Below are 25,561 nucleotides of genomic sequence, written 5' to 3'. Positions count from 1 at the left end.
CCGACAACAGATGGAAAGAAATGCGATGCGCGATCACACGCAGGACCAGACGCTCCGAATGAACGGCGCCGCGCCGGGCGACGGCATTACCGCGCGGGACGTGACCGTCACCTACCGCAACGGGCATACCGCGCTCTGGGACGCCAGTTTCGAGATCCCGCGCGGCACCGTCACCGCGCTTGTCGGCGTGAACGGCGCGGGGAAATCGACGCTCTTCAAGGCGATCATGGGTTTCGTGCCCGCCGCGAAGGGCGAAATCCGCCTGCTCGGGCGGAGCGTGAGGGAGGCGCTGCGCGAGAACCTCGTCGCCTACGTGCCGCAATCCGAAGAGGTCGACTGGGCCTTTCCGGTGCTGGTCGAGGATGTCGTGATGATGGGCCGCTACGGGCATATGGGCTTCCTGCGCCGGCCCCGCGCCGCCGATCACGAGGCGGTGGACCGCGCGCTGGACCGCGTCAACATGCAGGAGTTCCGCCACCGCCAGATCGGCGAGCTGTCCGGCGGGCAGCGCAAGCGCGTATTCCTGGCCCGCGCGCTGGCGCAGGACGGACAGGTGATCCTGCTCGACGAACCCTTTACCGGCGTGGACGTGAAGACCGAGGACCAGATCGTCGCGCTGCTGCGCGAATTGCGTGAAGAGGGGCGCGTGATGCTGGTGTCGACCCACAACCTCGGCTCCGTGCCCGAGTTCTGCGACCGCACGGTTCTGGTCAAGGGCACGGTGCTGGCCTACGGGCCGACCGAAACGACCTTCACCCGCGAGAACCTCGAGGCCGCGTTCGGCGGCGTGCTGCGCCATTTCACGCTGGGGGGCGAGAAATTGCACGAGGACGAGGACGCGCGCAGCGTCACCATCTTCTCGGACGACGAACGTCCGCTGGTGCAATACGGCGACGTCACCCACACCAAGGAGCAGGAGCAATGAGAATGTGGCACAACACGGCGGGCGCGGCGCGGCGATGACCCATCTGCTCGAACCTTTCGCTTACGGCTACATGACCAACGCGATGTGGGTGTCCGCCCTCGTCGGCGGGGTCTGCGGGTTTCTGTCGTCCTATCTCATGCTCAAGGGCTGGTCGCTGATCGGCGACGCGCTGAGCCATTCAGTCGTCCCCGGCGTGGCGGGGGCCTATATCCTCGGGCTGCCCTTCGCGCTCGGCGCGTTCGTGGCGGGCGGGCTGGCGGCGGGGACGATGCTGTTCCTGTCGGACCGCTCGGGGCTGAAGGTCGACGTCATCATCGGGCTGATCTTCACATCGTTCTTCGGACTCGGGCTGTTCATGGTTTCGCTCAACCCGATGGCGGTCAGCATCCAGACGATCACGATGGGGAACATCCTCGCCATCACGCCCCAGGACACGGCGCAACTGGCGCTCATCGGGGTGGTGTCGCTGGCGGTGCTGCTGGCCAAGTGGAAGGATCTCATGGTCACCTTCTTCGACGAAACCCACGCGCGCTCCATCGGGCTGCGGCCCGGGCTGCTCAAGGCGGTGTTCTTCGTGCTTCTGTCGGCAAGCGTCGTGGCGGCGATGCAGACGGTGGGCGCGTTCCTCGTGATCGCGATGGTGGTGACGCCGGGGGCGACGGCCTACCTGCTCTGCGACCGGTTTCCGCGGCTCATCGTCACCTCGGTCGCGATCGGGACGGTTACCAGCTTCCTTGGCGCCTATATCAGCTATTTCCTGGACGGGGCGACCGGCGGGGTCATCGTGATCCTGCAAACTGCGCTGTTCCTGCTGGCGTTCTTCCTTGCGCCCAAACACGGACTTCTGGCCGCGCGCCGGCGCGGATCCGCCGCGCTGCGGGCCAGCGGACCCGCGCGGATCGGGGAGGAACGCGCATGACCCTTCTCGACACGCTTCTGATGCCGTTCCAGTTCGACTTCATGCTCAACGCCTTCTATATCGGCGCCCTCGTCGCGGCGCCCACCGCGCTCTTGTCGTGTTTCCTCGTGCTCAAGGGCTGGGCGCTGATGGGGGATGCGGTCAGCCATTCTGTGCTGCCGGGGATCGTGCTGGCCTATATCCTGAACATCCCGCTGATCATCGGCGCCTTCGCCGCCGGCATGGCCTGCGCGCTCGCCACCGGCTACCTGTCCGGCAACAGCCGGGTCAAGGAGGACACGATCATGGGCGTGGTGTTCTCGGGCATGTTCGGCCTCGGCATCGTGCTTTACGTTTCGATCAAGACCAACGCGCATCTCGATCATATCCTGTTCGGCAACCTGCTGGGCGTGGAGCCGCACGAGCTGTGGACCGCCGGGATCATCTCGCTCGGGGTGTCCGCCGTGCTGGTGCTGAAATGGAAGGACCTGTTGCTGCACGCCTTCGACCCGGCGCAGGCGCGCGCCGCCGGGCTGCCGGTCGCGTGGCTGCATTACGGGCTGCTGGCGGCGCTGTCGCTGACTATCGTGGCCACGCTTTCGGCGGCGGGACTGATCCTTGCCGTGGGGCTGCTGATCTCGCCCGGGGCGATCGCGTTCCTGCTGGTGCGCCGCTTCGCCGCGATGCTGGCGGTCGCGGTCGTCGTCTGCCTGATCGCGACGCTGGGCGGCATTTATGCGAGCTTCTTCCTCGACAGCGCGCCGGCCCCGACCATCATCCTGATCCTCACCGCGCTCTTCGTTCTCGCCTTCATCCGCCGCTCGGCCCTGACCCGGCGGGCGGAGCGGCGCCAGGTCTGAGCCGCGTCAGATGATGGCCTTCTCCACCAGCGGGCGGCCCTCGGTGATGCGGGCATAATCGAAGGGCGACAGATCGATGCTGCGATAGGCGCCGTGCACCAGAAATTCGGCCGTGCCGCGCCCCATCGCGGGCGCCTGTTGCAACCCGTGCCCCGAGAACCCGTTAAGGAAGTGGAAATTCTCCACCCGGTCATGCGCGCCCAGGATCGCGTTGTGATCGAGCGTGTTCATCGCGTACTGCCCGGCCCATTCGCTGGTGACGCGGATCGCCTCAAACTGCGGGATGCGGTGCGCCAGAAGCGGCCAGACGTGGTTTTCCCAGAGCGAGAAGTCCATGTCGAAGTCGTCCGGCTCCACCGCGGGATCCTCGCCGAAATGGCCGCCCGCCTGGTAGGTTCCGCCGCCGTTCTCGCGCACATGGAGGCCCGAGGGGTCGATCGTCAGCGGCAGGTCGCGATCGAGCGGACGCTCGGCGCTGAAGATCCACGAGAACCGCTTGCGCGGCTCCACCGGCAGCGTGATCCCGGCCATTCCGGCGGTGCGCGCAGCGCGCGGCCCCGAAGCGTTGAGCACCTTGCCGCAGGCGATCACCTCGCCCGAGGCGAGCGTCACGCTCTCGACCTTTGATTGGGCCGCGTTCAGCGTCATGGCGACTACTTCGTTTTCGATATATTCCACCCCGCGTTCGCGCGACAGGCGGCGGCACCATTCGAAGACGGCAACGGAATCGAAATACCCCTCGTCAACCGTGTTGATCGAGCCCAGCAGGATGTCGTCGACGTTGTAGAACGGATAGGCGGCGGCGATCTCTTCCGGGGTCATGATCCGCGTCGCCGCGCCCGCCGCCTGCTGCACGGCGGCGCTGGCGCGCAGGTCGTCTGCGAACGCCGCGTCCCCGGCGAGATACATGTAACCGAAGCTGCGGATCGATAGTTCGGGCACGCGGTCGTCCCCACCCATGTGGGTGCGCAAATTCTTGATGAAGTCCGCCCCGAACTGTGAGATTTCCACGTTGAGCGCGGTCGAGAACTGCTGCCGGATGCAACTGGTCGAGAGCATGGTCGAACTGGTCGCGTAGGTCGGGTCGCGTTCGACCACGAGCACGCGCCCGTCGAAATCCGCGTCGTCCGACAGGAAGAACGCCGTCGCCGCCCCCATGATCGCCCCGCCCACGATGATGATGTCGTAACTGCCCTGTCCGGGCGCCTGCCGCTTGTCGCTCATGGTGTCTCTCTTGGTGTGCATCACTTTTCGCCGCGCCATGCGGTGACGGATTTTCGGGCACATTAGGACGGCGCGAAACCGTAGGCAAACGCCGAATCGGACAGCGCCTTGCAATACGCCGCGGCCAACCTGATCCGTCGAAACAGCACGTCCGACCGGGCGGGACGATGCGGTTGCGAGACTCGCCGGCGAATATGCGCCGGCGCGCTTGAACATCCCATCCCCTGCGATAACTTCCGCTTCATGACAGCCATGACTTGCCCGCCCGCGCCCTGCCCCACTATCCCCGCAACCACGAGGTTGCGCGCGTTGATCGCGCGCCTTCCGGTGCGGGACATACTCATCGCCGCCTGGCTCGTGATCGCGGCCTCCGCGGTCGTCTATGCTGACGAGAAGCTGCAGGACTGGATCCCCGACGCGCTCGCGATTCCGGAAGATGCGGAGGTCGTCACGAACCGCTCTGTGGGGTCGAGCATCCGGCTGCTCTCGATCACGACGGGCGCAGATGTCGATGCGCTGTTTGCAGAGTGGAAGGAAAGCCTGGACACCAACGGCTACACCGTCGCGCAGGGCGCCGAGGACATGCTCGAGCCATCGATAGAGTTCACCGGTCCCGACATCTTCAACGCCAAGATCATCGCCGCCCCCGGCGCCGAGGACGGGCGCAGCCTCATCGAATTCGACGCGACGCTGAACTGAGTTCGACTGCAAGGAGACTCTGTTCAACACCCGCCCGTTACGCTTGCTTGCGCCGCTCGCGAGGCAAAGCCTGATTAAAACGGCTACAAGCTGAGAACCCACAGTTCGTCCTTGGTCCTCTCGCTATGAGGACTTATCTCGCAATCATGAAACTTACTTCTCCACGAAATCGCCGATTCACCCCCTCGGCGCAGGAGGCCGGGGCGCCGGCGTTCTTGTGGTGGCTGGTCGGCATCATGGCGCTGATCGAGCTGGCCCTGAGCCTTGCGGATTCCGGCGTTTTCGGGTTGCCAAGCCTGCGCTGGCGCGTGTTTGCGCTGGGCGCGTTCTGGCAGCCGCTTTTCGCGGGAGCGGCGCCGCCGATCTATCCGGGGCAGACCGCCGTGATGTTCATCACCCACGCCTTTCTGCATGGCGGGTTCGCGCATCTGGCGTTGAACAGCGTCGTGCTCCTGTCGCTGGGAAAATTCCTGTCGGCCCATTTCGGGGCCGTGCGGACATTGCTGGTGCTGTTCCTGTCGGCGGTCGCGGGCGGGGCGTGTTTCGGGCTGCTGTCGTCCAGCCCCGCGCCGATGATCGGCGCGTCGGGCGCGGTCTTTGGCCTGATCGGGCTGTGGCAGGCGATGGATTACCGGATGCGCCGGCGCGCGGGGCTGTCGCTGCAGCCCATCCTCACGGCGATACTGGGGCTGATCGCGGCCAATATCGCGCTGTTCGCGATCCTTTCGGGCGGGCTCGCGTGGGAGGCGCATCTTGGCGGGTGGATCGCCGGATGGCTCGCTGGGCAGAGCTTCGCGCGGCGGTGAGCGTGGCCGCGTCGCGTCAGCCGAGGGCGTAGCCGGCGCCGCGCACGGTCCGCACCGGATCGTCGCCGCCGTGCTGGCGCAGCGTCTTGCGCAGGCGGCCGACATGGACATCGACGGTGCGGGTTTCGACATGGATGTCGCGGCCCCACACCCGATCCAGCAGTTGCTCGCGGCTGAGCACACGTCCGGGTTTTTCCATCAGGCATGCGAGCAGGCGGTACTCGGTAGGGCCGAGGGTCACCTCCTTGCCCGCCCGGGTGACGCGGTGGGTTTCGCCGTCGAGCCGGATATCCTCGAACTCCAGCAAGGCTCCGGCGGCCAGGGGTCGCACCCGCCGCAGGTTCGCGCGTACGCGAGCCATGAGTTCGGCGACGGAATATGGTTTCACCACGTAATCGTCGGCGCCGGTTTCCAGCCCCCGGACAAGGTCGGGCTCGTCCGAGCGGGCCGAGAGCATTATGACGGGGATGCCTCGCGTTTCGCGCCGGGCCTTCAGGCGGCGGCAGACCTCGATCCCCGACAGCTTCGGCATCATCCAGTCCAGGATGATGAGGTCGGGCGGATCCTCATCCACCAACAGCATCGCCTCTTCGCCGTCATGCGCCTCGCGCACGCGGTAGCCTTCGGCGGTGAGGTTGTAACCGATCACCTCGCGTTGGGCGGCCTCATCCTCGACCAGCAGGATCAGGGGACGGTTCATCGTCGCGCCACGCCGCCCGTGCTGGCGGTATTGTCGGCCTTGGGTCGGTCGCCGTCCGGCAGCGCGCCGGTCGCGAGATAGATCACCTGCTCGGCCATGGCGGTGGCGTGATCGCCGACGCGCTCGATGTTCTTGGCGATGAAATGCAGATGCATGCAGGCCGAGATGTTGCTCGGATCCTCCATCATGTGGGTCAGGAATTCGCGGAAGAGCGTGTTATACATCTGGTCCACCTCGTGATCGCCCTGCCGCACCTCTTCCGCCAGGTCCGCGTCGCGGTGGATATAGGCGTCGAGCACCTGTTTCAGTTGCAGCTGCACCGCCTTGCCCATGCGGCGGATCGAGCCTGTCGCGCCCTCGACTGGCGGCATGCAGGACAGCACGTCCGAGCGTTTGGCGAGATTCTTGGCATAGTCGCCGCAGCGTTCCAGCGCGGCGGCGATCTTCATCGCGCTCAGCACGGTGCGCAGATCGGCCGCGGTGGGCGCGCGCAGCGCGATCAGGCGGGCGGCCTCGATGTTGATCCGCTCTTCGAGCGCGTCGATCTCGGCGTCGCCGCGGCGCACCCGGCCCGCCAGGTCGACGTCGCGGGTTTCCAGCGCGCGGACAGCGTCCAGAATGGCGGCCTCGACAAGCCCGCCCATGCGGGTGATCATGGCCTGGATGGCCTCGAGGTCGCGGTCGAAGGCGGTGGCGATGTGGTTCTTGCTGGTCATTTTGTCGTCCTTCAGCCGATGCGGCCGGTGATATAGCTTTCCGTGCGCGGATCGGCGGGGTTTGTAAAGAGCGCGCCCGTATCGCCGTATTCCACCATGCGGCCCAGGTGAAAGAACGCCGTGCGCTGGCTGACGCGGGCGGCCTGCTGCATGGAATGGGTGACGATCACCACGGCGAAGCGACTGCGCAGATCGTCGATCAGCTCTTCGATCTGGGCCGTGGCGATGGGGTCGAGCGCCGAGCAGGGCTCGTCCATCAGCAGGATCTCGGGTGAGGTGGCGATGGTCCGCGCGATGCAGAGCCGCTGCTGCTGCCCGCCCGAGAGACCGGTCGCCAGGGCATCGAGCCGGTCCTTGACCTCGTCCCAGAGCGCGGCGCGACGCAGGGATTTCTCCACCACCTCGTCCAGTTCGGCCCGCGTGCGGGTCAGGCCGTGGATCCTGGGACCGTAGGCGACGTTGTCGCGGATCGACTTGGGGAACGGGTTGGGCTTCTGGAACACCATGCCGACCTTGGCGCGCAATTGCACCGGATCGATGCGCGGATCGTGGATATCCTCGCCGTCGATGCGGATCTCGCCCGTCACGCGGGCGGCGGGGATCGTGTCGTTCATCCGGTTGAGGCAGCGCAGGAAGGTGGACTTCCCGCAGCCCGACGGCCCGATCAGGGCCGTCACCGTGCGGTCTGGAATGTCGACATCGACGTCGCGGAGCGCGTGCGTGTCGCCGTAATGCACCTGCAGGTCGCGCGTGGCGATCTTGGCGGTGTCGGCGGCGGCCGGCGTTTCTGTCAGCGTGTCTTTCATGGGGGTGGTCCTTTACCAGCGGCGTTCGAAACGGCGGCGCAGCAGGATGGCCGCGGCGTTCATGACGAGAAGGAAGGCGAGCAGCACGATGATCGCGCCCGATGCGCGCTCGACAAAGGCGGGATCGGCGCGCTGGGTCCAGTTGAAGATCTGCACCGGCAGCGCGGAGGCGGGATCGAAGAACCCCTCGGGCGGGGCGCCCGGATACTCGCGCACGAAGGCGACCATGCCGATCAGCAAGAGCGGCGCGGTTTCTCCCAGCGCCTGCGCCAGACCGAGGATCGCGCCGGTCAGGATGCCGGGCGCGGCCAGCGGCAGGACATGGTGGAACACTGCCTGCATCCGGGACGCGCCCAACCCCAGCGCCGCCTCGCGGATCGAGGGCGGCACGGCCTTGAGGCTGGCGCGGGTGGCGATGATGATGGTCGGCAGGGTCATCAGCGTCAGGACCAGCCCGCCCACCACCGGCGCCGATTGCGGCAGGCCCGCGAAATTGATGAAGATCGCAAGGCCCAGGATGCCGAAGACGATGGACGGCACGGCGGCGAGGTTGGCGACGTTCACCTCGATCAGGTCGGTCAGCCGGTTTTTCGGCGCGAATTCCTCGAGGTAGATCGAGGCGGCGACGCCGATGGGCAGCGCCAGCGCCAGCACGATCAGCATCATGTAGGCCGACCCGAGGATGGCGACCCCCAGCCCCGCCGCCTCGGGCCGCTGGTCCGATGCATCGGGGGCGGTCAAAAACGCGGCGTTAAAATCGAGCGACAGCAGCCCCCGCTCCACCATCGCATCGGCCAGTTGCAACTGCGCGAGAGAGACGTTGCTGTCGCGCGCGGCCGACTCGGCAGATACGCGGCCTTTCAGGTAGCCGTCGATCCGGCCATCGGCGAGGATCCGAACCTGGATCGTCTCGCCGATCAGGTCGGGATCGGACAGCGCCATATCGCGCACCTGTGCCGGCGCCTCGCGCGAGATGATGCCGGCGCTGTCGTCCTCGGTCAGCCCGGGAATGACGATGCCCGCCTGCGCCACGGCCTCAACGAGGGCCGCGTCGATTACCTTGCGATAGCCGATCGTCGTGACCTTCTTCAGCACCTCGGGGTCGCGGTCGCCGGATTTGTCCAGCGCCGCCGCATCGAGGTGGATCGGAAGATGGATATAGGTCTGGCGAAACGCGCCGAGGCCGGACCCAAGGACCGAGGTCAGCAGCATCGCCAGCGCGGCGAGGCCGATCAGGATCGCGCCGAGGCCGCAGGCGCGGAACCGGGCCTCGGCGGCGTGACGCCGGGCGGTGTGATCGCCGCGGTTCAGCAGGGATGTCGGGCGCGCGGCCGCTTGATCGCTCATTCGTATTGCTCCCTGTATTTGCGCACGATGGCCAGCGCCAGCACGTTGAGGCACAGCGTTATGGCGAACAGCGTCAGCCCGAGCGCAAAGGCCACGAGGGTTTCGGGCGCGGCGAAATCGCTGTCGCCGGTCAGTTGGCTGACGATCTTGACGGTGATGGTGGTCATCGCCTCGAACGGGTTGAGGCTGAGTTTCGCGGCGGCCCCGGCCCCGAGGACCACGATCATCGTTTCGCCGATGGCGCGGCTGGCGGCCAGCAGCACGGCGCCGACGATGCCGGGCAAGGCGGCCGGCAGGATCACCTGGCGGATCGTCTCGGACCGCGTCGCGCCGAGACCGAGCGATCCGTCGCGCAGCGATTGCGGCACCTGCGCGATGATGTCGTCAGAGAGGGACGACACGAACGGGATCAGCATGATCCCCATGACGAGCCCCGCGGTCATCACCGACGATCCGCTCGCCCCCAGCCCGAGAGGCTGCGCGAAGTAGTCGCGCAGCAGCGGCCCTACGGTGATCAGCGCAAAGAGGCCATAGACGATGGTGGGGATGCCCGCCAGGATTTCGATGCCCGGCTTCACGACGGCGCGGATGCGGCGGCCGGCATATTCAGCCATGTAGATTGCTGCGAAGAGCCCCACCGGCACCGCGAAGATGAGCGCGATGAGGCTGATATAGAGCGTGCCCCAGAGCAGCGGCAGGAAGCCCAGCTCGGACCCGCCCTGAAACCGCGGCGCCCAGGTGGCCGAGAGGAAAAACTCACGCCAATCGTACTGGACAAAGAAATTCAGCGTCTCGAACAGCATGGAGAGAACGATGCCCGCCGTAGTGGCGATCGCGACGCAGGCGGCAAGGATCAGCAGAGCTAGCACCCCGCGCTCGACCGTGGCGCGGGCGCGGAAAACGGGGGTGATGCGGCGCAGGGACCACGCGAGGGCGGCGAGCGCCAGGATCACCACGGCAAGCGTGCCGGCGGGTGTCAGCGCCGCCGAGATTTCCAGCAGCGCAAGCAGCAGCAGCGCCGGAAGCAAGGTGACCAGAACAGTCGCCCAGCTGTAGTGACCGGGCAGAGAATGCAGCGCGCGACTGTCGCCGCCCGCGCAGGCAATGGCGCGCGCGCGGCCCAAGAAAAAGCTCGCGGCAGCGATGATGAGCAGGATGAGCAGGATCCAGGTCGCGGTCATGGGAACTCCGGTGCGGGTGAAGCGGGCGACCCGGCCGAAACCGGATCGCCCCAATTGGCGCGGCGGATCAGTTCATCAACGCCTCTTCCGCCAACCCGGCCTGCGTCTCGGCCAGGTCCGGGTCGGGCACCAGCCCGTAATCGGCCAACGGTCCGCCGGCGCCGGCGATATCGTCCGAGACGAAGAATTCGGCAAATTCCTTCAGTCCGGGCGTCATGTCGAAATGCGCCTGCTTGGCGTAAAAATAGAGCGGCCGCGACACCGGGTATTCGCCCGACGCTATGGTCTCGGCCGAGGGGACGACGCCGTTCATCGTCGCCACCTGCAGTTCGGCGGTGTTGTTCTCGTAGAAGGACAGGCCGAACACGCCGATGCCGTCCGGATTGCTGCCGATCCGGGTCAGCGTCTCGGTATAGTCGCCGTCGATCTCGACCGCGCGGCCATCGGTGCGCAGCGACGTGCAGAGCTTGTCCGCATCCATGCCGAGGCTCTCAAGTTCGGCTGACGCGCCGCTGTCCTTGCAGCCCTGTTCGATCACCTTGATGTCGAACACTTCGCGCGTGCCATGCTTGGTCCCCGGCACGAAAGCCATGATTTCCTGCGCGGGCAGATCGGCGTTCACCTCGCTCCAGAGCGTCGCGGTATTGGGCGCCAGCTCGCCGTCACGAACGACTTCCGCGGCCAATGCCTTGTACCAGTCGGCGGGGGTGAAGGCGAAGCTCTCGCCGTCGATGTCCGAGGCGAAGACGATGCCGTCATAGCCGATTCGCACCTCGATGATGTCCGAAACCCCGGCAGCTTTGCAGGCGGCGATCTCGGCCTCCTTGATGCGGCGCGAGGCGTTGGCGATATCGATGGTGTTCTCGCCCACCCCTTCGCAGAATTTCTTGAGCCCTGCCGAGGAGCCGCCGGATTCGATCACCGGCGTCGGGAAATCGAAATTCTCGCCGAACAGCTCGGCGACGATAGTGGCGTAGGGCAGCACGGTGGACGAGCCCGCCACCTGCACCTGGTCGCGCGCGGTGGCGGCCGAGGCGGCGAGAATGGCGAGGACAGAGGTCGTTAGCGTCAAGCGGGACATGGATTTTCTCCTGTTGTGTCGCGGCGGGTCGCATCAGAACGATCCGCACCGCCGATCTACCCGCCGGGTGCTACGGTTTTGCGACACCCATGTAACAGTTTGATGAAACCCGCCCGCGCGGTCACGATTTCGGCAGGAAAACCGAAAAGCGCGCGCCCTTGCCCGGCGCGCTGACGATATCGAGTCGGCCGCGGTGACGGCTGACAATATGCTTGACGATGGCCAGCCCCAGCCCCGTGCCGCCCTTCTCGCGCGAGCGATGGTCGTCTATGCGGTAGAACCGTTCGGTCAGGCGCGGCAGGTGCATCGGCTCGATCCCGTCGCCTTCGTCGATCACGTCGATACGCAGCATCGGCTCATCGTTTGGCGCGTGGAGCGCGATGGTGACGCGGTCCCCCGCCGCGCCGTATTTGATCGCGTTCTCGATGAGGTTCTGCAACACCTGCGTCAACTGATCGGCATCGCCCGGAATGCGCGGCGCGCCGTCGGCGCCGAGGATTTCCAGCCGCAGCCCCGCCTCCGTCGCGGCGGGGCGAAAGCTGGCGGCGGCGGCATCGACGAGGCCGGCGATATCGACCGGCGCAGTGGGCCGCTGCCGTTCCTGCGCCTCGACCTTCGAGAGCGACAGCAATTCCGCGACAAGGCGGCTCATTCGCGCCGCCTCGCGCTCCATGATCGACAAAAAGCGCTCGCGGGCTGGCGGGTCATCGCGCGCCGCGCCCTTCAGGGTCTCGATGGAACTGGCAAGCGTGGTCAGCGGGGTGCGCAATTCGTGGCTGACATTGGCGACGAAATCGCGGCGGAACTGGCCGACCAGTTCCTGCTCGGTGATATCCTCGAACGCGCAGAGCGCGCCGCGCATTTGCCCCAGGCGCACCGGCGAGACCGTCACCTGATAGCTCACCTCCTGCGAGGGGCCGGGAATCACGTAGGGCGCCTCTGCGCGGGCGCCCGCATGGAGCGCCGCCTCGATCACCGCGAGCAGCGCGGGCTGGCGCAACGCGAGAGCATGATGACGGCCGATCTGCCCCGGTCCCAGTATCGCCTCGCCGGCGGCGTTTGCGGCGACGATCCTGTCATCCGCGCCGACCAGGATCAGGGGCGCCGGTACGGCGGACAGGATCGCCTGGATCCACTGGGGATCCATTTCAACGGCGTCCCACGCGGCTTCCATCCGCAGCGATCAGCGGCGTGCCGTCCTCTTTGGCGATCGGACCGGGCGGCAGGCGCTCGAGCAGGTCCAGCACCATTTCGCTCGGACGGCAGAGCCGGACGCCCTTGGGCGAGCAGACGATGGGACGGTTGACCAGGACCGGGTGTTCAAGCATCGCGTCAAGCAATGTCTCGTCGTCAACGGAAGGATCGAGCAGGCCCAACTCCTCTGCCGGGGATTTCGTCGTTCGCAGGGCGGTGCGGGGCGTCAGGTCCGCAGCTGCGAACAGCGCCAGAAGCTGCGGGCGGGTCCAGCCCGTCTGAAGGTAGTCGATGACCACCGGCGTCTCGCCCGACGCCTCGATGATCGCCAGCACGTTTCGCGAGGTGCCGCAGGCCGGGTTGTGGTGGATGACGATGCTCACGACGCGCGCCCCTCGTTCGGAAAGCAGTGTTTCGTCCGGTTGGCGAAGGCGACGAGCGACAGCATCACCGGCACTTCCACCAGCACACCGACGACTGTGGCCAAGGCGGCGCCCGAGCCAAGCCCGAACAGGCTGATCGCGACCGCCACCGCCAGTTCGAAGAAATTGGATGTGCCGATCAGGGCGCAGGGGGCTGCTATATTGAACGGGATGCCCCAGGCCCGCGCCGCGCCGTAGGCCACGAAGAAGATGCCATAGGACTGGAGCAACAACGGCACGGCAATCAGCGCGATGACCAGCGGACGATCGAGGATGATCTCGCCCTGAAACCCGAAGAGCAGCACCACCGTGACCAGCAGACCCAGCATCGAAAACGGCTGCACGCGGGCCTTGAAGGCGTCCACCGCCGCCTCGCCCCCTTTGCCGACGAGGTTCCGGCGCGTCACGTAGCCGGCCAGCAGGGGCAGCATGACATAAAGACCAACTGACAGCAGCAGCGTATTCCAGGGCACGACGATATCGGTTACGCCCAGCAACAAGGCCACGATGGGCGCAAAGGCAAAAACCATGATCACGTCGTTCACGCTGACCTGCACCAGCGTGTAAGTGGCGTCTCCGCGGGTGAGATTCGACCAGACGAACACCATCGCGGTGCAGGGCGCGGCGCCCAGCAGGATCACCCCCGCGAGGTAAGCCTGCGCATCATCGGGCGGGATCAGACCCGCAAAGACATGGTTGAAGAACAGCACGCCAAGGGCGGCCATGGTGAAGGGCTTGATCAGCCAGTTCACCACCAGGGTCACGACCAGGCCCTTGGGCTTGTCGCCCACATGGGCCAGCGCGCCGAAATCCACGCCCACCATCATCGGATAGACCATCGCCCAGATCAGCACCGCCACGGGCAGGTTGACCGAGGCGATTTCCAGGGCGGCCAGCCCCGAAAAGACGTCCGGAAAGAGGTTGCCCAGTAGCAGCCCCGCGCCGATGGCAAGCGCCACCCAGACGGACAGCCAGCGCTCGAATGTTCCAAGACCCGCGGCGGCGGGAAACGATGTATCGGTCATATCGGCCTTTCGACGTTCAGTGATGGGAGGTCAGGAAGCGGGCGCTGTCATCAACAGGTCGTCAAGTCAGCGGGAGTGGGGGCTGTCCGGGGACTGGAACAGGCGATCTCATCGATGACGGGCTGGCAGAGGTCGGGACAACCACCGCAGCAATCCTCCATCAGGAATGCCAGCAGACCCCGCATTCCGTCCATGTCGGCGAAATAGCGGATGCTGCGGCCATGCCTCTCGCTTCGGATCAACCCGGAGCGGACCAGGATCGCGAGATTGGCCGACATGGTATTCTGGCGGACCCCGAGGGCGTCGCCAATATGGCCAGCCGACATGCCGACCTGCCCCGCCTTGATCAGCAGGCGGAACACGTCAAGACGCGTGGACTGTCCGAGGGCGCCGAAAGCGGCGAGAGCATCATTCTTATCCATGAATCGTGAAGTATGGAAATGATGTGCTGAGGTCAAGCGCCGAAATTGGTCCGAGAGAGATTTTCTCGATGCTGAAACGGCCTGGCGTTGCCGCCGTTCGCGTGATGAGCGACAGTTAAAGTGTGCAACCCGCCTTCGCCGCCGCATCCGTCATGTCAGATACGGCGCGAGGAACAGCATGCTCAGGCCGAGGATCAGCCCGCCCCCGAGGATGTGCAGCATGGCCGACAGGTTCAGCGCCTGGACCGACTTGGTCGACTGGCCCATAACGACGAAAAGCCGCGCCAAACGTCCGCCTGCTGCAACGGTCAGGATGGTCGCCGCCGTCCCCAAAGCCATGGCGAGGACCGCAAGAACGCCCGCGCCAAAGGCGTCGAACCGCGCGGCTATCACCAGAACGAAGAGCGCGCCGGTGCAGGGCCGGATCGCGATGCTGGCCACGATTGCCAGGGCTTCGCGCATCGAATTCAGCGAACGCACCTCCTCAACGGTCGGGGCATGCGCGTGGCCGCAACCGCAAGCGCCCTTATGCTGATCCTGCGCGGTATCGTCCGTCGCCGCGCCGCTTCTTTTGTGCAGGGCGCGCACGCCGCGCAGCACCAGAACAAGACCAATCAGGGCGATGGCGATCGCGCTCAGCGGCGCAAGCCAGGTTTCCGTCAGTTCCGCCGCATCCCTTGCGTTGAAACGCAGGGCAAAGACCAACAGGCCGACAAGGACGATCGCAGTGCCCGCCTGCGCAAGACTGGACAGAACCGTCAGGCCCGCCAGCCGCTGAAACGTCGACCCGCTCGCCAATGCCGCGCCGCCGATCAGCACCTTGCCGTGCCCGGGACCGATGGCATGCACGACACCGTAGCCGGCCGTCGCGGCGCACAGAGTCAATAATGCCGCCGGCTCCCCTGCCCTGACGGCGCGCAGCGCGCGGGCCATGGCATTCTGAAACTCGCGCTGCTCGGACGCCGCCCAGCGGAGTAGCTGATCCCAAGGCAAGACGAGCCATAGGCCGACGCCGACAGCCAGAACGACCGCAAAGAGCCGGTACGCCTTCAGTTGCATGTCAGCACGATTTCATCGGCGAACAGTTGCCCGACATTCTGCTGCTCGGGCGTCTCCTCGCGCGACAGCGCCGCAAGCTGATTCTGAAGCGCCGCAGCCGCCGCGTCGGCCTCGAATGGGACGATGGTCGCATGGCACGAACCTGTATCCGGGTTCATCAGGCCGGTTGCGGTGTAGGCGTAATAATAGTTCGGATCGTAAAACTTCAGGACCGCCGTTCCTGGGGACAGATCGAGAGGCTCGTTCAGCGGCAGATCGAAGCGGACCACGATTTTATCGCCGTGCATCTCGGCCGATGCGTTCGTCGGTTTGCCGAATCCGACCTGCCGCTGGTCTGCTTCGAGATAGACGTCGCCATTGTAACCGTCTGGCCAATCGGTCTCACCCGACGCGACCTTGGCCAGATCATCTTTGTTCAGGACACCGTCCCCATCAGCATCGAGTTCAAGAATGTCGAAAATGGTCAGGGTGGTGAATTCGTCATACGTCCAGACGATGTGCAGGGACGAAAGACGCGACGCGTCGATGTCGAAACCGACTTCGGTATCAACGAAGACATGCGGATGCGCAGCGGATTGCCCAGCCACGCAGAGGAACATTAGCAAGATGCAAGGAAAATGGCGCGGCACTGTTTCTTGACCCTTCCGGATTGCAGGTTAGATGCCGCGCCTTCGCCGTCAAGACAAGCAGTCAGCAAGCGATCTCGCAAGATTCCGCAGGAGCTGCGGATAAAGGCCCGCCCCGGTCTCAAGGTTGGAGCCAAGCGGATCGAGAACCGAGGTCTTCGCATCGGCGCCCTCCATGACTGTCGCGACCAGCCCGGAATTGAACTGAGGCTCCGACAGCACGCACTGGATACTCTCGTCTGCTATCCGGCCCTGAATTTCCGCGATGCGCGCCGGGCTGGGGTCGCTTGCATCCGAGAGAGAGATGGCGCCGGAGGCGGGGAAGTCAAAGGCTGTCTCGAAGTAGTGGTAGCCGTCGTGGAAGACGATGAACCGCCCGTCGCGCACCGGATCCAGGATCGCGTTCACCTCGTCAGACAGGGTGACGATTTCCTCGCGCGCGGCCGCGGCATTGGCGAAATACGCTCCGGCGTTATCGGGATCAGCGGCGGACAGTTGCGCTGCGATCACGTTCAGCCAGTTCGCGGCGTTCTCGGGCGAGAGCCAGGCGTGCGGATCGTGTGCGCCATGGGCATGATCATGGTCGTGGCCATCAGCCTCGGCATGCTCTTCATGATCATGACCATCGCCTTCAGCGTGTTTCGCGTGCGCGTGTGTGTCGTCATCCTCATGCTCTTCGTGATCATGATCGCCCTGTCCGCCCTCGGAATGCGCTTCATGATCGTGGTCGTCCGCGTGATCCTCGTCGCCATGTGCGTGCGCCTCGAACAGCGCACCTTCACGGAACTCCAGAAGGACAGTGCCGTCGGCGTCGAGAAGCGTGGTGACCTCCGCGCCGTCTGCGAGAGTTTCGATGGACTCCTCCATCCAGGGCGTCAGATCCTCGCCAACCCAGAACACCAGATCCGCGTCTTGCAGCGCTTGCGCCTCTGACGGTCGAAGGCTGTATTCGTGCGGCGAAGCGCCTGGTTGGACGATCAGCGACGGGGCGCCAAGACCCTCCATCACGCGCGTGACCAGGGAATGCACCGGGGCGATATCGACCGCGACACGCGGGACGTCGGCCATGGCCGTCCCGGCCAAGAGCGAAGCAGAGAGAGAAAGAGGGATCAGGTATCTGGACATTGGCGCTTCCAAGTGATTGTATAACATTACAAGTCCGATACAGGAAATGAGATAACATGACAAGTCGTGGATATCAGGAGAAGTCGGAAACGGTCCGAGCAACGCTCGGGCCCGTCGGATTCGATGCGCATGATCACGACCAGTGTGTGGAAACGGCGATCACCGAGGCCGAGTCGCATTGCGCCACGACGGGCGCGCGCTTTACTCCGGTGCGGCGTGCGGCACTCCAAATCCTTTTGCGAGAGCATCGCGCGCTCGGCGCCTATGAATTGCTGGACCGCCTGCGCGACGCCGGGTTTGGCGGTCAGCCGCCCGTCGCATACCGTGCGCTGGACTTTCTCGTCGAGAATGGCTTCGTGCACAAGATCGAGCGGCTGAACGCTTTCATCGCCTGCGCGCATCCCGGCGCAAGCCATTCCCCGGCGTTTCTGATTTGCCGTGAGTGCGATGCGGTCGCAGAGGCGCATTCGGCCCCGGCGCGCGGGACGCTCGGCGAGGCCGCCAGGGCCACGGGGTTCAAGATCGAGCGCACCGTGGTCGAGGCACTCGGAGTCTGCCCGTACTGTGCGGGGACGTCCGACGCATGAGCCTACTGAATGTCGAACAACTGAGCGTTCGCTACGGCGCGACAGAGGTGTTGCGGGACGTCAGCCTGAGCGTGGAGACCGGTGAGATCGTCACAATTGTGGGCCCCAACGGATCGGGCAAGACAACGCTCCTGCGCGCGATCGTGGGCGCGGCGCCCGCCACTGCGGGCCGGATCATGCCGGCGCCGGGCCTCAGGCTTGGCTATGTGCCTCAGAGACTTCACGTCGACCCGACGCTTCCGATCACTGTTAGGCGCTTCCTTTCGTTACCCGGCGGCGCGACCCGGTCGGACAAGGCTGCCGCGCTGGCGCGCGCGGGTGCCCCGGAACTTGCGAAGCGTCAGATGTCACAGCTTTCCGGCGGGCAACTGCAACGTGTCCTGCTGGCGCGCGCCCTGGTGGCGCGACCGCAACTTCTGTTGCTGGATGAACCGACGGCAGGGCTCGACCAGCCCGGCTCCGCCGCGTTCTATCAGCTGATCGACGACGTGCGGCGTGAAACCGGGTGCGCTGTGCTGATGATCAGCCATGAACTGCACGTCGTCATGGCGGCATCTGACCGGGTGATCTGCCTCAACGGTCATGTGTGTTGTCACGGCACGCCCGAACACGTCTCGTCCGCGCCGGAATATCAAGCTCTCTTCGGGACCGGCACCGGTGGCGCGCTCGCGCTCTACCGGCACGATCACGACCATACGCACGACCTTGATGACGCGTGTGGAGCCGACCACCGCCATAACGACCAGACAAAGGCTGCCGAATGATGCTCGACGATTTCATGACACGCGCCACCCTTGCCGGTATCGGCGTGGCGTTCGCGGCTGCTCCACTTGGCAGTTTCGTGGTCTGGCGCCGCATGGCTTATTTCGGCGACGCCACCGCTCATGCCGCGATCCTGGGCATCGCGCTTTCGCTGGCGCTGAATCTATCCATCTTCCCCGGCGCAATTGCGGTTGCGCTCATCATGGCTCTGACCGTCTCCGCGCTCAGCGGGCGGGGCTACGCCATGGACACGCTTCTTGGCGTCCTGGCGCATTCGGCACTGGCGTTCGGCCTGGTCGCAGTGTCGTTTCTGTCGGGGATCCGGATCGATCTGATGGCGTATCTGTTCGGAGACATCCTTGCGGTGTCACGCGGTGATCTTGCCGTGATCTGGGGCGGGGCCGCGCTGGTCGTCGGATTGATCGCCTGGCGCTGGTCCGCCCTGCTGACGTCGACCCTGAACGACGAACTCGCCTACGCCAGCGGCATCGACCCCAAGCGCGAGCAACTGGTGCTGACCCTCTCGCTCGCCATCACGGTGGCTGTAGCGATCAAGGTCGTGGGCGTTTTGCTCATCGCAGCAATGTTGATCATCCCGGCCGCCGCCGCGCGCCCGCTGTCTCGGACGCCCGAAGGCATGGCGCTGATTGCAGCTCTAATCGGCAGCGCATCCGCCGTCGTTGGCCTGCGAGGCGCTTACGTTCTGGACACCCCGGCCGGACCATCGATCGTATGCGTCGCGGCCTTGTGTTTCGTGGCTACAAGCCTGATCAGGGCGTTCAAGCCAGGCAATCAGGCGGGATGAGGGCTTCGGCGTAGCCAATCTGCAAATTGCATCCAAATGCGCCGGGCAGCGCGCCAGGGCCCCAAACGGCTGCGCCCGCGCATCTCGCGCCTTGCAAACCGGCACCGAAGGCGCGACAGTGCGGCGCGTGGCGCGGCAGGCGGCTCGGGACGGGTCTGAACCGTCGGAAGGAACGACACGGAAGCGATTTGATGATGACCGAGCCGTGGAGCGGCATCTTTTGTGCCGAGGGGCGCCCCTTCGTGAAGATGCACGGGCTGCGCAATCACTTCGTCATCGTCGATGCCCGCCGCGATCATTACGCGCCCGGCAAGGCCGAGATCGCCCATGTCTGCGACGTCCGGGTCGGGGTGGGCGGCGATCAGTTGCTGGTCGTCGAGCCGTCCGACGCGGCGGACGCGAGGCTTCGCATTCTCAATATCGACGGGCGCGAGGTCGGCGCCTGCGGCAACGCCACACGCTGTGTCGCGTGGCTGCTGCTGGAAGAAACCGGCGCCGACGCGGTGACGATCGAAACCCGCGCCGCCATGCTGCGCTGTACCCGCCAGGGGCCGCGCGAGGTCAGTGTCGAAATGGGGCGAATCGAGCATGATTGGCGTAAATTCCCGCTGGCGCGCGAGGTGGACACGTTGGATTTGCCGCTGGCGCACGGGCCGCTGGCGCATGGGGTGGCCTCCTGGGTCGGCAATCCGCATGTGACATTCTTCGTGCAGGACCTGCCCGCGCTCGATGTCGCGGCGTTGGCGCGCCCGGTGCTCACCGACCCGCTATTCCCGGAACAGGTGAATGTCGGGCTGGGCGAGATCCTCGGCCCGACACGCATTCGCTTGCAGGCCTATGAACGTCCGGGCATTCTGACCGGGGCCTGTGGCACCGGGGCCTGCGCCGCCGTGCGGGCGGCGCAGCTGCGGGGCCTGATCGGTTCGGGGCCGGTCCGGGTGGAAATGGGCGCCGGCGCCGTGACGATCGAGGTGGATGCGCAAGGCAGTGCGGTGATGACCGGCCCGGTCGCCACTTGTTTCAGGGGTCGCCTGCCCCTTTACGCGGAAGGACGAGATGAGCGAGCCGATGATCGTAATTGAGGGGGTCAGCAAGACCTACCAGATGAAAGGCCGCTCCGATGTGCGCGCGCTCGACAATGTGAGCGCGACGATCGACCGGGGCGAGGTGGTGGTGATCATCGGCCCTTCCGGCTCGGGCAAATCGACGCTGCTGCGCGCGCTCAACGGTTTGCAGCCGGTCGACTCAGGCCGCATCACCATCGACAACATCGAGGTGACCAGCAGGAAAACCGACATCAACCGCCTGCGCGCCGAGGTGGGCATGGTGTTTCAGCATTTCAATCTGTTCCAGCACAAGACCGCGCTGGAAAACATCGTCTTGCCGCAGATCATCGTCGCCAAGCGCAAGCGCCCCGAGGCCGAAAGCATCGCGCGCGAGTTGCTGAAGAAGGTGGGCTTGCCGGAACAGGAGAACAGCTATCCCGTCATGTTGTCGGGCGGGCAGCAGCAGCGCGTCGCCATCGCGCGCAGCCTGGCCATGAAACCCAAGGTGATGCTGTTCGACGAGGCGACATCGGCGCTCGATCCCGAAACCGTGGGCGGCGTGCTCGAACAGATGCGCAGCCTGGCGGCCGAAGGCATGACCATGGCCGTCGTCACCCACGAGATGGGCTTTGCCCGCGAGGCGGCCGATCGCGTGATCTTCATGGACAGCGGCGCAATTGTTGAGGAAAACACCCCTGCGGCGTTCTTTGACAATCCGCAGACCAATCGGGCCCGGGAGTTTCTGAGCCAGATACTATGAACCGATAATCGCTCATCAAGGAGGAGAGACATAATGAAACTTAAGAACCTGACCGTCGCACTGATCGGCGGCGCAGCAATGGCGGCGATGGCCACCGTGTCATGGGCCGAAAGCACGATGGAAAAGATCGTGCGCACCGGCGAGATGACCATCGCCGTGCAGACCCAGGGTCCGCCCGTCAGCTTCATAAACAAAAATGGCGAACGCACCGGTCTTGCTGTCGAACTGGCGCAGATGATGGCCGACGACATGGGCGTGAAGCTGGTCGTGCAGGATTATGACTGGAAGGGCCTGATCCCCGCGCTGACCTCGGGCAAGGCCGATTTCATCGCCGCCGACATGACGCCGACGGCGCAGCGTTCGATGCAGATCATGTTCACCGAGCCGGTCTTCTTTGCCGAGACGGTCGCCTTCACCAAGGAAGGCAGCGACTTCACCAGCTGGGAAGACCTGAACAAGCCCGACGTGTCGCTGGCCGCAACGCAGGCCTCTTCCTACGCGTCGGCGGCGCGCAAGTTCCTGCCCGAAGCCGAGCTGAAGGAATTTTCCGGCGGCACCGCGCAGGCGGTCCAGGCCGTCATGTCGGGCCGCGCCACGGCGGGTGTCACCGACAAGGCGACGCTGTCGGGCTTCCAGTCGTCGATCGACGGCATCGTCCTGCTGGATGGCGAGCTGAACCGTGAACCGCTCGGCTTTGCCGTGCGGCCCGATTCCGTGCATCTGCTGAACAGCCTCGACAACTACATGCGACTGATCCGCATCGACGGGCGCCTGGACGAAAAGGTCGCCTATTGGTGGAACTCCACCGATTGGGAAGCCGATCACAAGTGATCGCCACCGGGACGGGGGCGTCGCGGCGCCCCTGTCCGACCCCATCTGACATGACAGGCAGGTTCGCGCAGCGCCGATGATGTGGCTCCAGGATTTCTTCAATCTCCGGCTGGTGTCGGAATATGCCGACGTTTTCGCCCAGGGCATCTGGCAGACGCTGTGGATCTCGGCCGTCTGTCTCGTCCTGTCGCTGGTGCTGGGCACGGTGCTGGCGCTGGCGCGGATGTCGAAGAACCCGCTGTTCTGGCGGCCCGTCGCGGGCTATATCCAGTTCATCCGTTCGACGCCTCTGCTGGTGCAGATCTACCTCGTCTATTACGGCCTGCCGACGATCATGCCCGCGGGGATGTTGTTCGACGAGGTTCAGTCCGGGATCATCGCGCTGACGCTACACACCTCGCCCTACATGGGCGAGATCATCCGCGCCGGGATCGGCTCGGTCGCGCGGGGGCAGATCGAGGGCGCGCTGTCGGTCGGGATGACGCCGCGCCAGACGATGCGCTACATCACCCTGCCCCAGGCCGTCGCCAACGTGATGCCGCCGCTGCTGGGTCAGACCGCCGTGCTGATCAAGGACACCTCGCTGCTCAGCATCATCGCGGTCTTTGAATTGCTTGGCGCCGGGCTTTTGATGTTTTCCGAAACGGTCGTGGCCACCGAAAGCTATGTCACCGTCGCGATCTGCTATCTCGGCATCTACGCCATGATGCTGGTGTTGTCGGGCATCGTGCAGAACCGTCTGGGCGGCAGCGCCTGGCAGGCGAATTGAGGGGGCGCGCGCATGGAATGGATCGCTGACAAGTGGCACATCGTGGTGCAGCTCTACCCCTTTCTGCTGAAGGGGCTGTGGCTGACATTCCAGATCTCGATCATCGCCATCGCCATCGGGTCGAGCATCGGCTTCGTGCTGGGCGTGGCCAAGACGGCGGGCTTCCGGCTGCTGAACGGGGTGATAAATCTCTATCTGCACCTGCTGCGCGGCTCCCCCTACCTGGTGCAGCTCTACATCGTCTATTTCGTGCTTCCGGCCACCGGCATCGCCTGGCTTTCGTTTGACAGCTATACCGCCGCCATCGTCTCGTTGTCGCTCTACACGTCCAGCTACGTGACGGAAATCGTGGCCGCCGCGATCCACGCGGTTCCCAGCGGCCAGACCGAAGCCGCGCGCTCGGTCGGAATGACGCGGCTGCAGACCTACCGTTACATCCTCGTGCCACAGGCGCTGAAGCTGACGATCCCGCCCATGGCGAGCATCTACGTCATCGTTATCAAAAGCACGGCGGTCCTGTCGGTCATCGGTATTTCCGAACTGACCCGACAGGGCGAGGTGGCGATCATGAGAATGCCGGGCGACATCATGTTCATCTACAGCCTGATCGCGGTGTTCTACTTCATCTATTGCTACCCGATGCTCCGCCTGTCGAAATGGGCCGAGGGGCGTTTCGGAGCATCGGCCGGCGGTGACAAATGAGCCGCCGGTTCCTCACTTGAAGACCAACGGCACGCTACACGAAAGCGTGCATCTCCGCGGCTAGCGGAGCATCCGCCATACCCGCCGCCGCCGGAGAGCCCATGCTCCTGCCCACAGGACGAGCATGCAGAGCGCCCCTTTCGTGACGTCCCCCATCGCCCCCTGAACAAGCCAGGCGTGAATGACGGACGCCGTGACGATCACGACCGCCGCCGCGCTGTGCCCGAGTCGCCAGACGCGAAGTCCCAGCCGTTTTCTCACGGCCGCAAGGATGGCGGTTGCGAAGACGGCCCACATCGCTACCGCACCCCAGACCGAAAACGGTGTCGGTGAGCGAAAAAGCAGAACGTCCACCACGTCGGGCGGGCTGGTGATCCAAAGGCCCGCCACATGGACAACAATCGCGAAAACCAACCCCGCTCCGGTCCAGACATGGATGCGTCGGGCCGGGCTTCCCATAAGCAGACCCGTGATCAGCAAGGGCTGGACAAGCAGAAGCGCCAGCCCGACGATTCCGGCGAATCCGGCAATGATGTAGACCGGCTCGCGCCATTGCAGAAGCGGACTTTGCGCCGCGGCGATCAATGGCAGCGCAATGGCCACGGCCAGAGCCACCCATAGGATCGCGCGCCGCGACGACGTCATCAGAGAGGACGCAAGACGAACTCTGCATGCAGGCTCGTGTCGGATGCCCGCGCCAACACCGGACGCAGGAAAACCGTCTCGAAGTCGCCGTCATCGTAATCGGCATCGAAGGCGAGGTGCCCGTGGGGCTGACCGAATGCAGGCACGATCTGCGGCATCTCGATACGGAACACACCATTGGCGTCCGTAAGCACCGCGCCATGCGACCGTGCGTCGCGTTCGTGACCTTCGGTCGTATGGGCCCAGACCTGAATGCGGCGACCGGCAAGAGGCGCACCGTCGCCCGCACGGCGCACAGTCCCGGTGGTCCAGAAGCCGCCACCACCGATCCTATCCACGATCGGGGCGCCCGGAAGATAATTGTTGGCTCCGCCCCGCATCGTCGGAGTGGGTTCAAGGGATTTCGCGCGCGCCGGTCTGGTCAGGCCGGACGCGCCAATGAGAAACGCTGCCCCGGCAGTGGAAACGACGGTTCGGCGCGTCGGGTTCGGGGTCGTCATGTCGATGTCTCCCAACTGCTGTTACAAGAGCGGATTTCAGCGCTCATCTGTAATTGTGCGCGGGCATGGCCCATTCAACCACGGCACACGGGGAATTGACCGCTTGCCGGCGCGATTTGGCTTAGCCGGCGAGGTATGTACGGAACCAGGCCACCATGCGCTCTTCGGCGAGCCGGGCGGCATCTTCGTCGTAGCGCGGCGTGGTGTCGTTGTGGAAGCCGTGGTTCACGCCGGGGTAGATATGCGCCTCGTACCGCTTGTCGCTTGCCTCCAGCGCTTTCTGGTAGTCCGGCCACATGGCGTTGATACGCTGATCGAGTGCGGCGAGCTGGATCATCAGCGGGGCCTCGATCCGGGCCACCTGGTTGCTGTCGGGGGCCGCGCCGTAGAAGGGAACGCCTGCCGCCAGCTCAGGATAGGCGACCGCCAGCTTGTTCACGACACCGCCTCCATAGCAGAAGCCGGTCGCGCCCACCTTGCCGTTCGTGCCGTCAAGCGCCTGAAGATGCTCGAAACCCGCGAAGAAGTCGTTCAGAAGCGCGTCCTGATCGAGGCTTCGCTGCATCTCGCGGCCCTCGTCGTCGCTGCCCGGGTAGCCGCCGAGCGAGGAAAGCCCATCGGGCCCCATGGCGACGAATCCCGCCTTGGCGAGGCGGCGCACCACGTCGCGGATGTAGGGGTTCAGACCGCGGTTTTCGTGGACGACCAGAACAGCGGCCGGGGGGCGGTCGGCGTCGATTTCGGTTGGCCGGACCAGATAGGCCGTGATCTCGCCCGTTCCGTTTGGACTGGGATAGGTGATGTCTTCGCCCTGAATGTCGGGATCATCTTCGGCCACCTGCCGGGCCAGCGCGTAATTGGGCGCAAGCGCGCCAAGGATCGCGGCCGCCGTCAGACCACCGATGGCCCATTTGCCGGCACGATCCAGAAACTCCCGTTTCGAAATCTTGCCATGCGCGTAGTAATCGTAGAGGTCCAGAAGTTCCTGGTCGAAATCGGCTGCGGTCAGGCGGGGCTGAGGCCTTTGGTCATCCATTG

The 25,561-nt window shown here is 65.2% G+C and carries 30 protein-coding genes; 13 read left to right on the top strand and 17 right to left on the bottom strand.

Annotated elements, in window-relative coordinates; all coding sequences use genetic code 11:
• The first annotated feature begins 25 nt into the window (after positions 1 to 25).
• From D6850_RS04020 to D6850_RS04010, 3 genes are read left to right on the top strand one after another with little or no spacing between them, the layout of a single operon-like run.
• The gene (locus tag D6850_RS04020; protein WP_121163987.1) at positions 26 to 925 is read left to right on the top strand and encodes a manganese/iron ABC transporter ATP-binding protein; all 900 of its coding nucleotides are present in this window, start codon (positions 26 to 28) and stop codon (positions 923 to 925) included.
• A gap of 34 nt (positions 926 to 959) precedes the next feature.
• Positions 960 to 1,844, top strand: a complete 885-nt coding sequence (locus tag D6850_RS04015; protein WP_121163985.1) for a metal ABC transporter permease — start codon at positions 960 to 962, stop codon at positions 1,842 to 1,844.
• Positions 1,841 to 2,683, top strand: a complete 843-nt coding sequence (locus D6850_RS04010) for a metal ABC transporter permease (protein WP_121163983.1) — start codon at positions 1,841 to 1,843, stop codon at positions 2,681 to 2,683. The genes D6850_RS04015 and D6850_RS04010 overlap by 4 nt, the downstream gene beginning before the upstream one ends.
• A 6-nt stretch (positions 2,684 to 2,689) precedes the next feature.
• Here D6850_RS04010 and D6850_RS04005 read toward each other — a convergent pair whose 3' ends face one another.
• Positions 2,690 to 3,928, bottom strand: a complete 1,239-nt coding sequence (locus D6850_RS04005; RefSeq protein ID WP_245964090.1) for an NAD(P)/FAD-dependent oxidoreductase — start codon at positions 3,926 to 3,928, stop codon at positions 2,690 to 2,692.
• A gap of 222 nt (positions 3,929 to 4,150) precedes the next feature.
• On the opposite strand from D6850_RS04005, the gene D6850_RS04000 reads away from it, so the two are divergent.
• Positions 4,151 to 4,606 carry a hypothetical protein gene (locus tag D6850_RS04000; RefSeq protein WP_147438847.1) on the top strand — a complete coding sequence of 152 codons (456 nt, stop codon included), beginning with the start codon at positions 4,151 to 4,153 and terminating at the stop codon, positions 4,604 to 4,606.
• Positions 4,607 to 4,752: 146 nt separating this feature from the next.
• Entirely contained in the window at positions 4,753 to 5,412 is a 660-nt protein-coding gene (locus D6850_RS03995; RefSeq protein ID WP_121163979.1) for a rhomboid family intramembrane serine protease, read from the top strand.
• A 16-nt stretch (positions 5,413 to 5,428) separates the two neighbouring features.
• Here D6850_RS03995 and phoB read toward each other — a convergent pair whose 3' ends face one another.
• From phoB to D6850_RS03930, 13 genes are all read right to left on the bottom strand, one after another.
• Positions 5,429 to 6,112, bottom strand: a complete 684-nt coding sequence (phoB, locus tag D6850_RS03990) for a phosphate regulon transcriptional regulator PhoB (RefSeq protein WP_121163977.1) — start codon at positions 6,110 to 6,112, stop codon at positions 5,429 to 5,431.
• Complete coding sequence (phoU, locus tag D6850_RS03985) at positions 6,109 to 6,828, bottom strand: phosphate signaling complex protein PhoU (protein ID WP_121163975.1); 720 nt, start codon at positions 6,826 to 6,828, stop codon at positions 6,109 to 6,111. The genes phoB and phoU overlap by 4 nt, the downstream gene beginning before the upstream one ends.
• Positions 6,829 to 6,839: 11 nt before the next feature.
• A complete protein-coding gene (gene pstB / locus D6850_RS03980) occupies positions 6,840 to 7,634 on the bottom strand; it encodes a phosphate ABC transporter ATP-binding protein PstB (RefSeq protein ID WP_121163973.1) in 795 nt (264 codons plus the stop codon).
• Between the two features lie 12 nt (positions 7,635 to 7,646).
• Complete coding sequence (gene pstA / locus D6850_RS03975; RefSeq protein ID WP_121163971.1) at positions 7,647 to 8,981, bottom strand: phosphate ABC transporter permease PstA; 1,335 nt, start codon at positions 8,979 to 8,981, stop codon at positions 7,647 to 7,649.
• Positions 8,978 to 10,162 carry a phosphate ABC transporter permease subunit PstC gene (gene pstC, locus D6850_RS03970; protein ID WP_121163969.1) on the bottom strand — a complete coding sequence of 395 codons (1,185 nt, stop codon included), beginning with the start codon at positions 10,160 to 10,162 and terminating at the stop codon, positions 8,978 to 8,980. Before pstC ends, pstA begins: the two co-directional genes overlap by 4 nt.
• Before the next feature lie 67 nt (positions 10,163 to 10,229).
• Positions 10,230 to 11,243: a substrate-binding domain-containing protein gene (locus D6850_RS03965; protein WP_121163967.1), complete on the bottom strand. Its 1,014-nt coding sequence runs from the start codon at positions 11,241 to 11,243 to the stop codon at positions 10,230 to 10,232.
• 121 nt (positions 11,244 to 11,364) lie between these two features.
• A complete protein-coding gene (locus D6850_RS03960) occupies positions 11,365 to 12,390 on the bottom strand; it encodes an ATP-binding protein (protein ID WP_121163965.1) in 1,026 nt (341 codons plus the stop codon).
• Between the two features lies 1 nt (position 12,391).
• Positions 12,392 to 12,820: an arsenate reductase (glutaredoxin) gene (arsC, locus tag D6850_RS03955; protein ID WP_121163963.1), complete on the bottom strand. Its 429-nt coding sequence runs from the start codon at positions 12,818 to 12,820 to the stop codon at positions 12,392 to 12,394.
• A complete protein-coding gene (gene arsB / locus D6850_RS03950) occupies positions 12,817 to 13,884 on the bottom strand; it encodes an ACR3 family arsenite efflux transporter (RefSeq protein ID WP_121163961.1) in 1,068 nt (355 codons plus the stop codon). Before arsB ends, arsC begins: the two co-directional genes overlap by 4 nt.
• Positions 13,885 to 13,934: 50 nt before the next feature.
• Positions 13,935 to 14,306: an ArsR/SmtB family transcription factor gene (locus tag D6850_RS03945; protein WP_121163959.1), complete on the bottom strand. Its 372-nt coding sequence runs from the start codon at positions 14,304 to 14,306 to the stop codon at positions 13,935 to 13,937.
• A 150-nt stretch (positions 14,307 to 14,456) separates the two neighbouring features.
• The gene (locus tag D6850_RS03940; RefSeq protein WP_121163957.1) at positions 14,457 to 15,365 is read right to left on the bottom strand and encodes a nickel/cobalt transporter; all 909 of its coding nucleotides are present in this window, start codon (positions 15,363 to 15,365) and stop codon (positions 14,457 to 14,459) included.
• The gene (locus D6850_RS03935; protein ID WP_121163955.1) at positions 15,356 to 15,964 is read right to left on the bottom strand and encodes a DUF1007 family protein; all 609 of its coding nucleotides are present in this window, start codon (positions 15,962 to 15,964) and stop codon (positions 15,356 to 15,358) included. Before D6850_RS03935 ends, D6850_RS03940 begins: the two co-directional genes overlap by 10 nt.
• 78 nt (positions 15,965 to 16,042) lie before the next feature.
• Complete coding sequence (locus tag D6850_RS03930) at positions 16,043 to 17,116, bottom strand: zinc ABC transporter substrate-binding protein (RefSeq protein WP_121163953.1); 1,074 nt, start codon at positions 17,114 to 17,116, stop codon at positions 16,043 to 16,045.
• A 56-nt stretch (positions 17,117 to 17,172) separates the two neighbouring features.
• On the opposite strand from D6850_RS03930, the gene D6850_RS03925 reads away from it, so the two are divergent.
• The 8 genes from D6850_RS03925 (at position 17,173) to D6850_RS03890 (ending at position 23,378) form a co-directional block, all read left to right on the top strand.
• On the top strand, positions 17,173 to 17,703 hold the full coding sequence (locus D6850_RS03925) for a transcriptional repressor (RefSeq protein ID WP_121163951.1): 531 nt from the start codon (positions 17,173 to 17,175) through the stop codon (positions 17,701 to 17,703).
• Entirely contained in the window at positions 17,700 to 18,467 is a 768-nt protein-coding gene (locus D6850_RS03920) for a metal ABC transporter ATP-binding protein (protein WP_121163949.1), read from the top strand. The genes D6850_RS03925 and D6850_RS03920 overlap by 4 nt, the downstream gene beginning before the upstream one ends.
• Positions 18,467 to 19,270, top strand: a complete 804-nt coding sequence (locus D6850_RS03915; protein WP_121165092.1) for a metal ABC transporter permease — start codon at positions 18,467 to 18,469, stop codon at positions 19,268 to 19,270. The genes D6850_RS03920 and D6850_RS03915 overlap by 1 nt, the downstream gene beginning before the upstream one ends.
• Positions 19,271 to 19,461: 191 nt before the next feature.
• A complete protein-coding gene (dapF, locus tag D6850_RS03910) occupies positions 19,462 to 20,352 on the top strand; it encodes a diaminopimelate epimerase (RefSeq protein WP_206019195.1) in 891 nt (296 codons plus the stop codon).
• Positions 20,327 to 21,076: an amino acid ABC transporter ATP-binding protein gene (locus tag D6850_RS03905; RefSeq protein WP_121163947.1), complete on the top strand. Its 750-nt coding sequence runs from the start codon at positions 20,327 to 20,329 to the stop codon at positions 21,074 to 21,076. The genes dapF and D6850_RS03905 overlap by 26 nt, the downstream gene beginning before the upstream one ends.
• 33 nt (positions 21,077 to 21,109) lie before the next feature.
• Positions 21,110 to 21,907 (top strand): transporter substrate-binding domain-containing protein, encoded by a 798-nt coding sequence (locus D6850_RS03900; RefSeq protein ID WP_206019194.1) that lies wholly within the window; start codon positions 21,110 to 21,112, stop codon positions 21,905 to 21,907.
• Between the two features lie 76 nt (positions 21,908 to 21,983).
• Positions 21,984 to 22,676, top strand: coding sequence for an amino acid ABC transporter permease (locus D6850_RS03895; RefSeq protein ID WP_121163943.1), 693 nt, complete (start codon positions 21,984 to 21,986; stop codon positions 22,674 to 22,676).
• A 12-nt stretch (positions 22,677 to 22,688) separates the two neighbouring features.
• The gene (locus tag D6850_RS03890) at positions 22,689 to 23,378 is read left to right on the top strand and encodes an amino acid ABC transporter permease (RefSeq protein ID WP_121163941.1); all 690 of its coding nucleotides are present in this window, start codon (positions 22,689 to 22,691) and stop codon (positions 23,376 to 23,378) included.
• 60 nt (positions 23,379 to 23,438) lie between these two features.
• Here the strand turns inward: D6850_RS03890 and D6850_RS03885 are convergent, their stop codons facing one another.
• From D6850_RS03885 to yghX, 3 genes are all read right to left on the bottom strand, one after another.
• Entirely contained in the window at positions 23,439 to 24,023 is a 585-nt protein-coding gene (locus D6850_RS03885) for a ferric reductase-like transmembrane domain-containing protein (RefSeq protein WP_121163939.1), read from the bottom strand.
• Positions 24,023 to 24,523 (bottom strand): twin-arginine translocation pathway signal, encoded by a 501-nt coding sequence (locus tag D6850_RS03880; protein ID WP_121165088.1) that lies wholly within the window; start codon positions 24,521 to 24,523, stop codon positions 24,023 to 24,025. The genes D6850_RS03885 and D6850_RS03880 overlap by 1 nt, the downstream gene beginning before the upstream one ends.
• A gap of 121 nt (positions 24,524 to 24,644) precedes the next feature.
• A complete protein-coding gene (gene yghX, locus D6850_RS03875; RefSeq protein WP_121163937.1) occupies positions 24,645 to 25,559 on the bottom strand; it encodes a YghX family hydrolase in 915 nt (304 codons plus the stop codon).
• Positions 25,560 to 25,561 lie beyond the last annotated feature (2 nt).

The sequence above is a fragment of the Roseovarius spongiae genome (assembly GCF_003651245.1).
Lineage (GTDB): Bacteria > Pseudomonadota > Alphaproteobacteria > Rhodobacterales > Rhodobacteraceae > Roseovarius > Roseovarius spongiae.
The sequence above is the reverse complement of the archived record's forward strand: the minus strand, read 5'-3'. Positions and strand labels throughout refer to the sequence as shown.

What these genes read in the sequence shown, in the direction of transcription:
- yghX (WP_121163937.1), bottom strand. Translation starts at nt 25,559, where the DNA reads ATGGATGACCAAAGGCCTCAGCCCCGCCTGACCGCAGCCGATTTCGAC.
- D6850_RS03930 (WP_121163953.1), bottom strand. Translation starts at nt 17,116, where the DNA reads ATGTCCAGATACCTGATCCCTCTTTCTCTCTCTGCTTCGCTCTTGGCC.
- D6850_RS03965 (WP_121163967.1), bottom strand. Translation starts at nt 11,243, where the DNA reads ATGTCCCGCTTGACGCTAACGACCTCTGTCCTCGCCATTCTCGCCGCC.
- pstA (WP_121163971.1), bottom strand. Translation starts at nt 8,981, where the DNA reads ATGAGCGATCAAGCGGCCGCGCGCCCGACATCCCTGCTGAACCGCGGC.
- D6850_RS04015 (WP_121163985.1), top strand. Translation starts at nt 960, where the DNA reads ATGACCCATCTGCTCGAACCTTTCGCTTACGGCTACATGACCAACGCG.
- D6850_RS03995 (WP_121163979.1), top strand. Translation starts at nt 4,753, where the DNA reads ATGAAACTTACTTCTCCACGAAATCGCCGATTCACCCCCTCGGCGCAG.
- D6850_RS03945 (WP_121163959.1), bottom strand. Translation starts at nt 14,306, where the DNA reads ATGGATAAGAATGATGCTCTCGCCGCTTTCGGCGCCCTCGGACAGTCC.
- D6850_RS04000 (WP_147438847.1), top strand. Translation starts at nt 4,151, where the DNA reads ATGACAGCCATGACTTGCCCGCCCGCGCCCTGCCCCACTATCCCCGCA.
- dapF (WP_206019195.1), top strand. Translation starts at nt 19,462, where the DNA reads ATGATGACCGAGCCGTGGAGCGGCATCTTTTGTGCCGAGGGGCGCCCC.
- D6850_RS03940 (WP_121163957.1), bottom strand. Translation starts at nt 15,365, where the DNA reads ATGCAACTGAAGGCGTACCGGCTCTTTGCGGTCGTTCTGGCTGTCGGC.
- D6850_RS03925 (WP_121163951.1), top strand. Translation starts at nt 17,173, where the DNA reads ATGACAAGTCGTGGATATCAGGAGAAGTCGGAAACGGTCCGAGCAACG.
- D6850_RS03890 (WP_121163941.1), top strand. Translation starts at nt 22,689, where the DNA reads ATGGAATGGATCGCTGACAAGTGGCACATCGTGGTGCAGCTCTACCCC.
- D6850_RS04020 (WP_121163987.1), top strand. Translation starts at nt 26, where the DNA reads ATGCGCGATCACACGCAGGACCAGACGCTCCGAATGAACGGCGCCGCG.
- D6850_RS03915 (WP_121165092.1), top strand. Translation starts at nt 18,467, where the DNA reads ATGCTCGACGATTTCATGACACGCGCCACCCTTGCCGGTATCGGCGTG.
- D6850_RS03895 (WP_121163943.1), top strand. Translation starts at nt 21,984, where the DNA reads ATGATGTGGCTCCAGGATTTCTTCAATCTCCGGCTGGTGTCGGAATAT.
- D6850_RS03880 (WP_121165088.1), bottom strand. Translation starts at nt 24,523, where the DNA reads ATGACGACCCCGAACCCGACGCGCCGAACCGTCGTTTCCACTGCCGGG.
- pstC (WP_121163969.1), bottom strand. Translation starts at nt 10,162, where the DNA reads ATGACCGCGACCTGGATCCTGCTCATCCTGCTCATCATCGCTGCCGCG.
- D6850_RS03885 (WP_121163939.1), bottom strand. Translation starts at nt 24,023, where the DNA reads ATGACGTCGTCGCGGCGCGCGATCCTATGGGTGGCTCTGGCCGTGGCC.
- D6850_RS03900 (WP_206019194.1), top strand. Translation starts at nt 21,110, where the DNA reads ATGAAACTTAAGAACCTGACCGTCGCACTGATCGGCGGCGCAGCAATG.
- D6850_RS04005 (WP_245964090.1), bottom strand. Translation starts at nt 3,928, where the DNA reads ATGCACACCAAGAGAGACACCATGAGCGACAAGCGGCAGGCGCCCGGA.
- D6850_RS03960 (WP_121163965.1), bottom strand. Translation starts at nt 12,390, where the DNA reads ATGGATCCCCAGTGGATCCAGGCGATCCTGTCCGCCGTACCGGCGCCC.
- phoB (WP_121163977.1), bottom strand. Translation starts at nt 6,112, where the DNA reads ATGAACCGTCCCCTGATCCTGCTGGTCGAGGATGAGGCCGCCCAACGC.
- arsB (WP_121163961.1), bottom strand. Translation starts at nt 13,884, where the DNA reads ATGACCGATACATCGTTTCCCGCCGCCGCGGGTCTTGGAACATTCGAG.
- D6850_RS03905 (WP_121163947.1), top strand. Translation starts at nt 20,327, where the DNA reads ATGAGCGAGCCGATGATCGTAATTGAGGGGGTCAGCAAGACCTACCAG.
- D6850_RS04010 (WP_121163983.1), top strand. Translation starts at nt 1,841, where the DNA reads ATGACCCTTCTCGACACGCTTCTGATGCCGTTCCAGTTCGACTTCATG.
- phoU (WP_121163975.1), bottom strand. Translation starts at nt 6,828, where the DNA reads ATGACCAGCAAGAACCACATCGCCACCGCCTTCGACCGCGACCTCGAG.
- D6850_RS03920 (WP_121163949.1), top strand. Translation starts at nt 17,700, where the DNA reads ATGAGCCTACTGAATGTCGAACAACTGAGCGTTCGCTACGGCGCGACA.
- pstB (WP_121163973.1), bottom strand. Translation starts at nt 7,634, where the DNA reads ATGAAAGACACGCTGACAGAAACGCCGGCCGCCGCCGACACCGCCAAG.
- D6850_RS03935 (WP_121163955.1), bottom strand. Translation starts at nt 15,964, where the DNA reads ATGTTCCTCTGCGTGGCTGGGCAATCCGCTGCGCATCCGCATGTCTTC.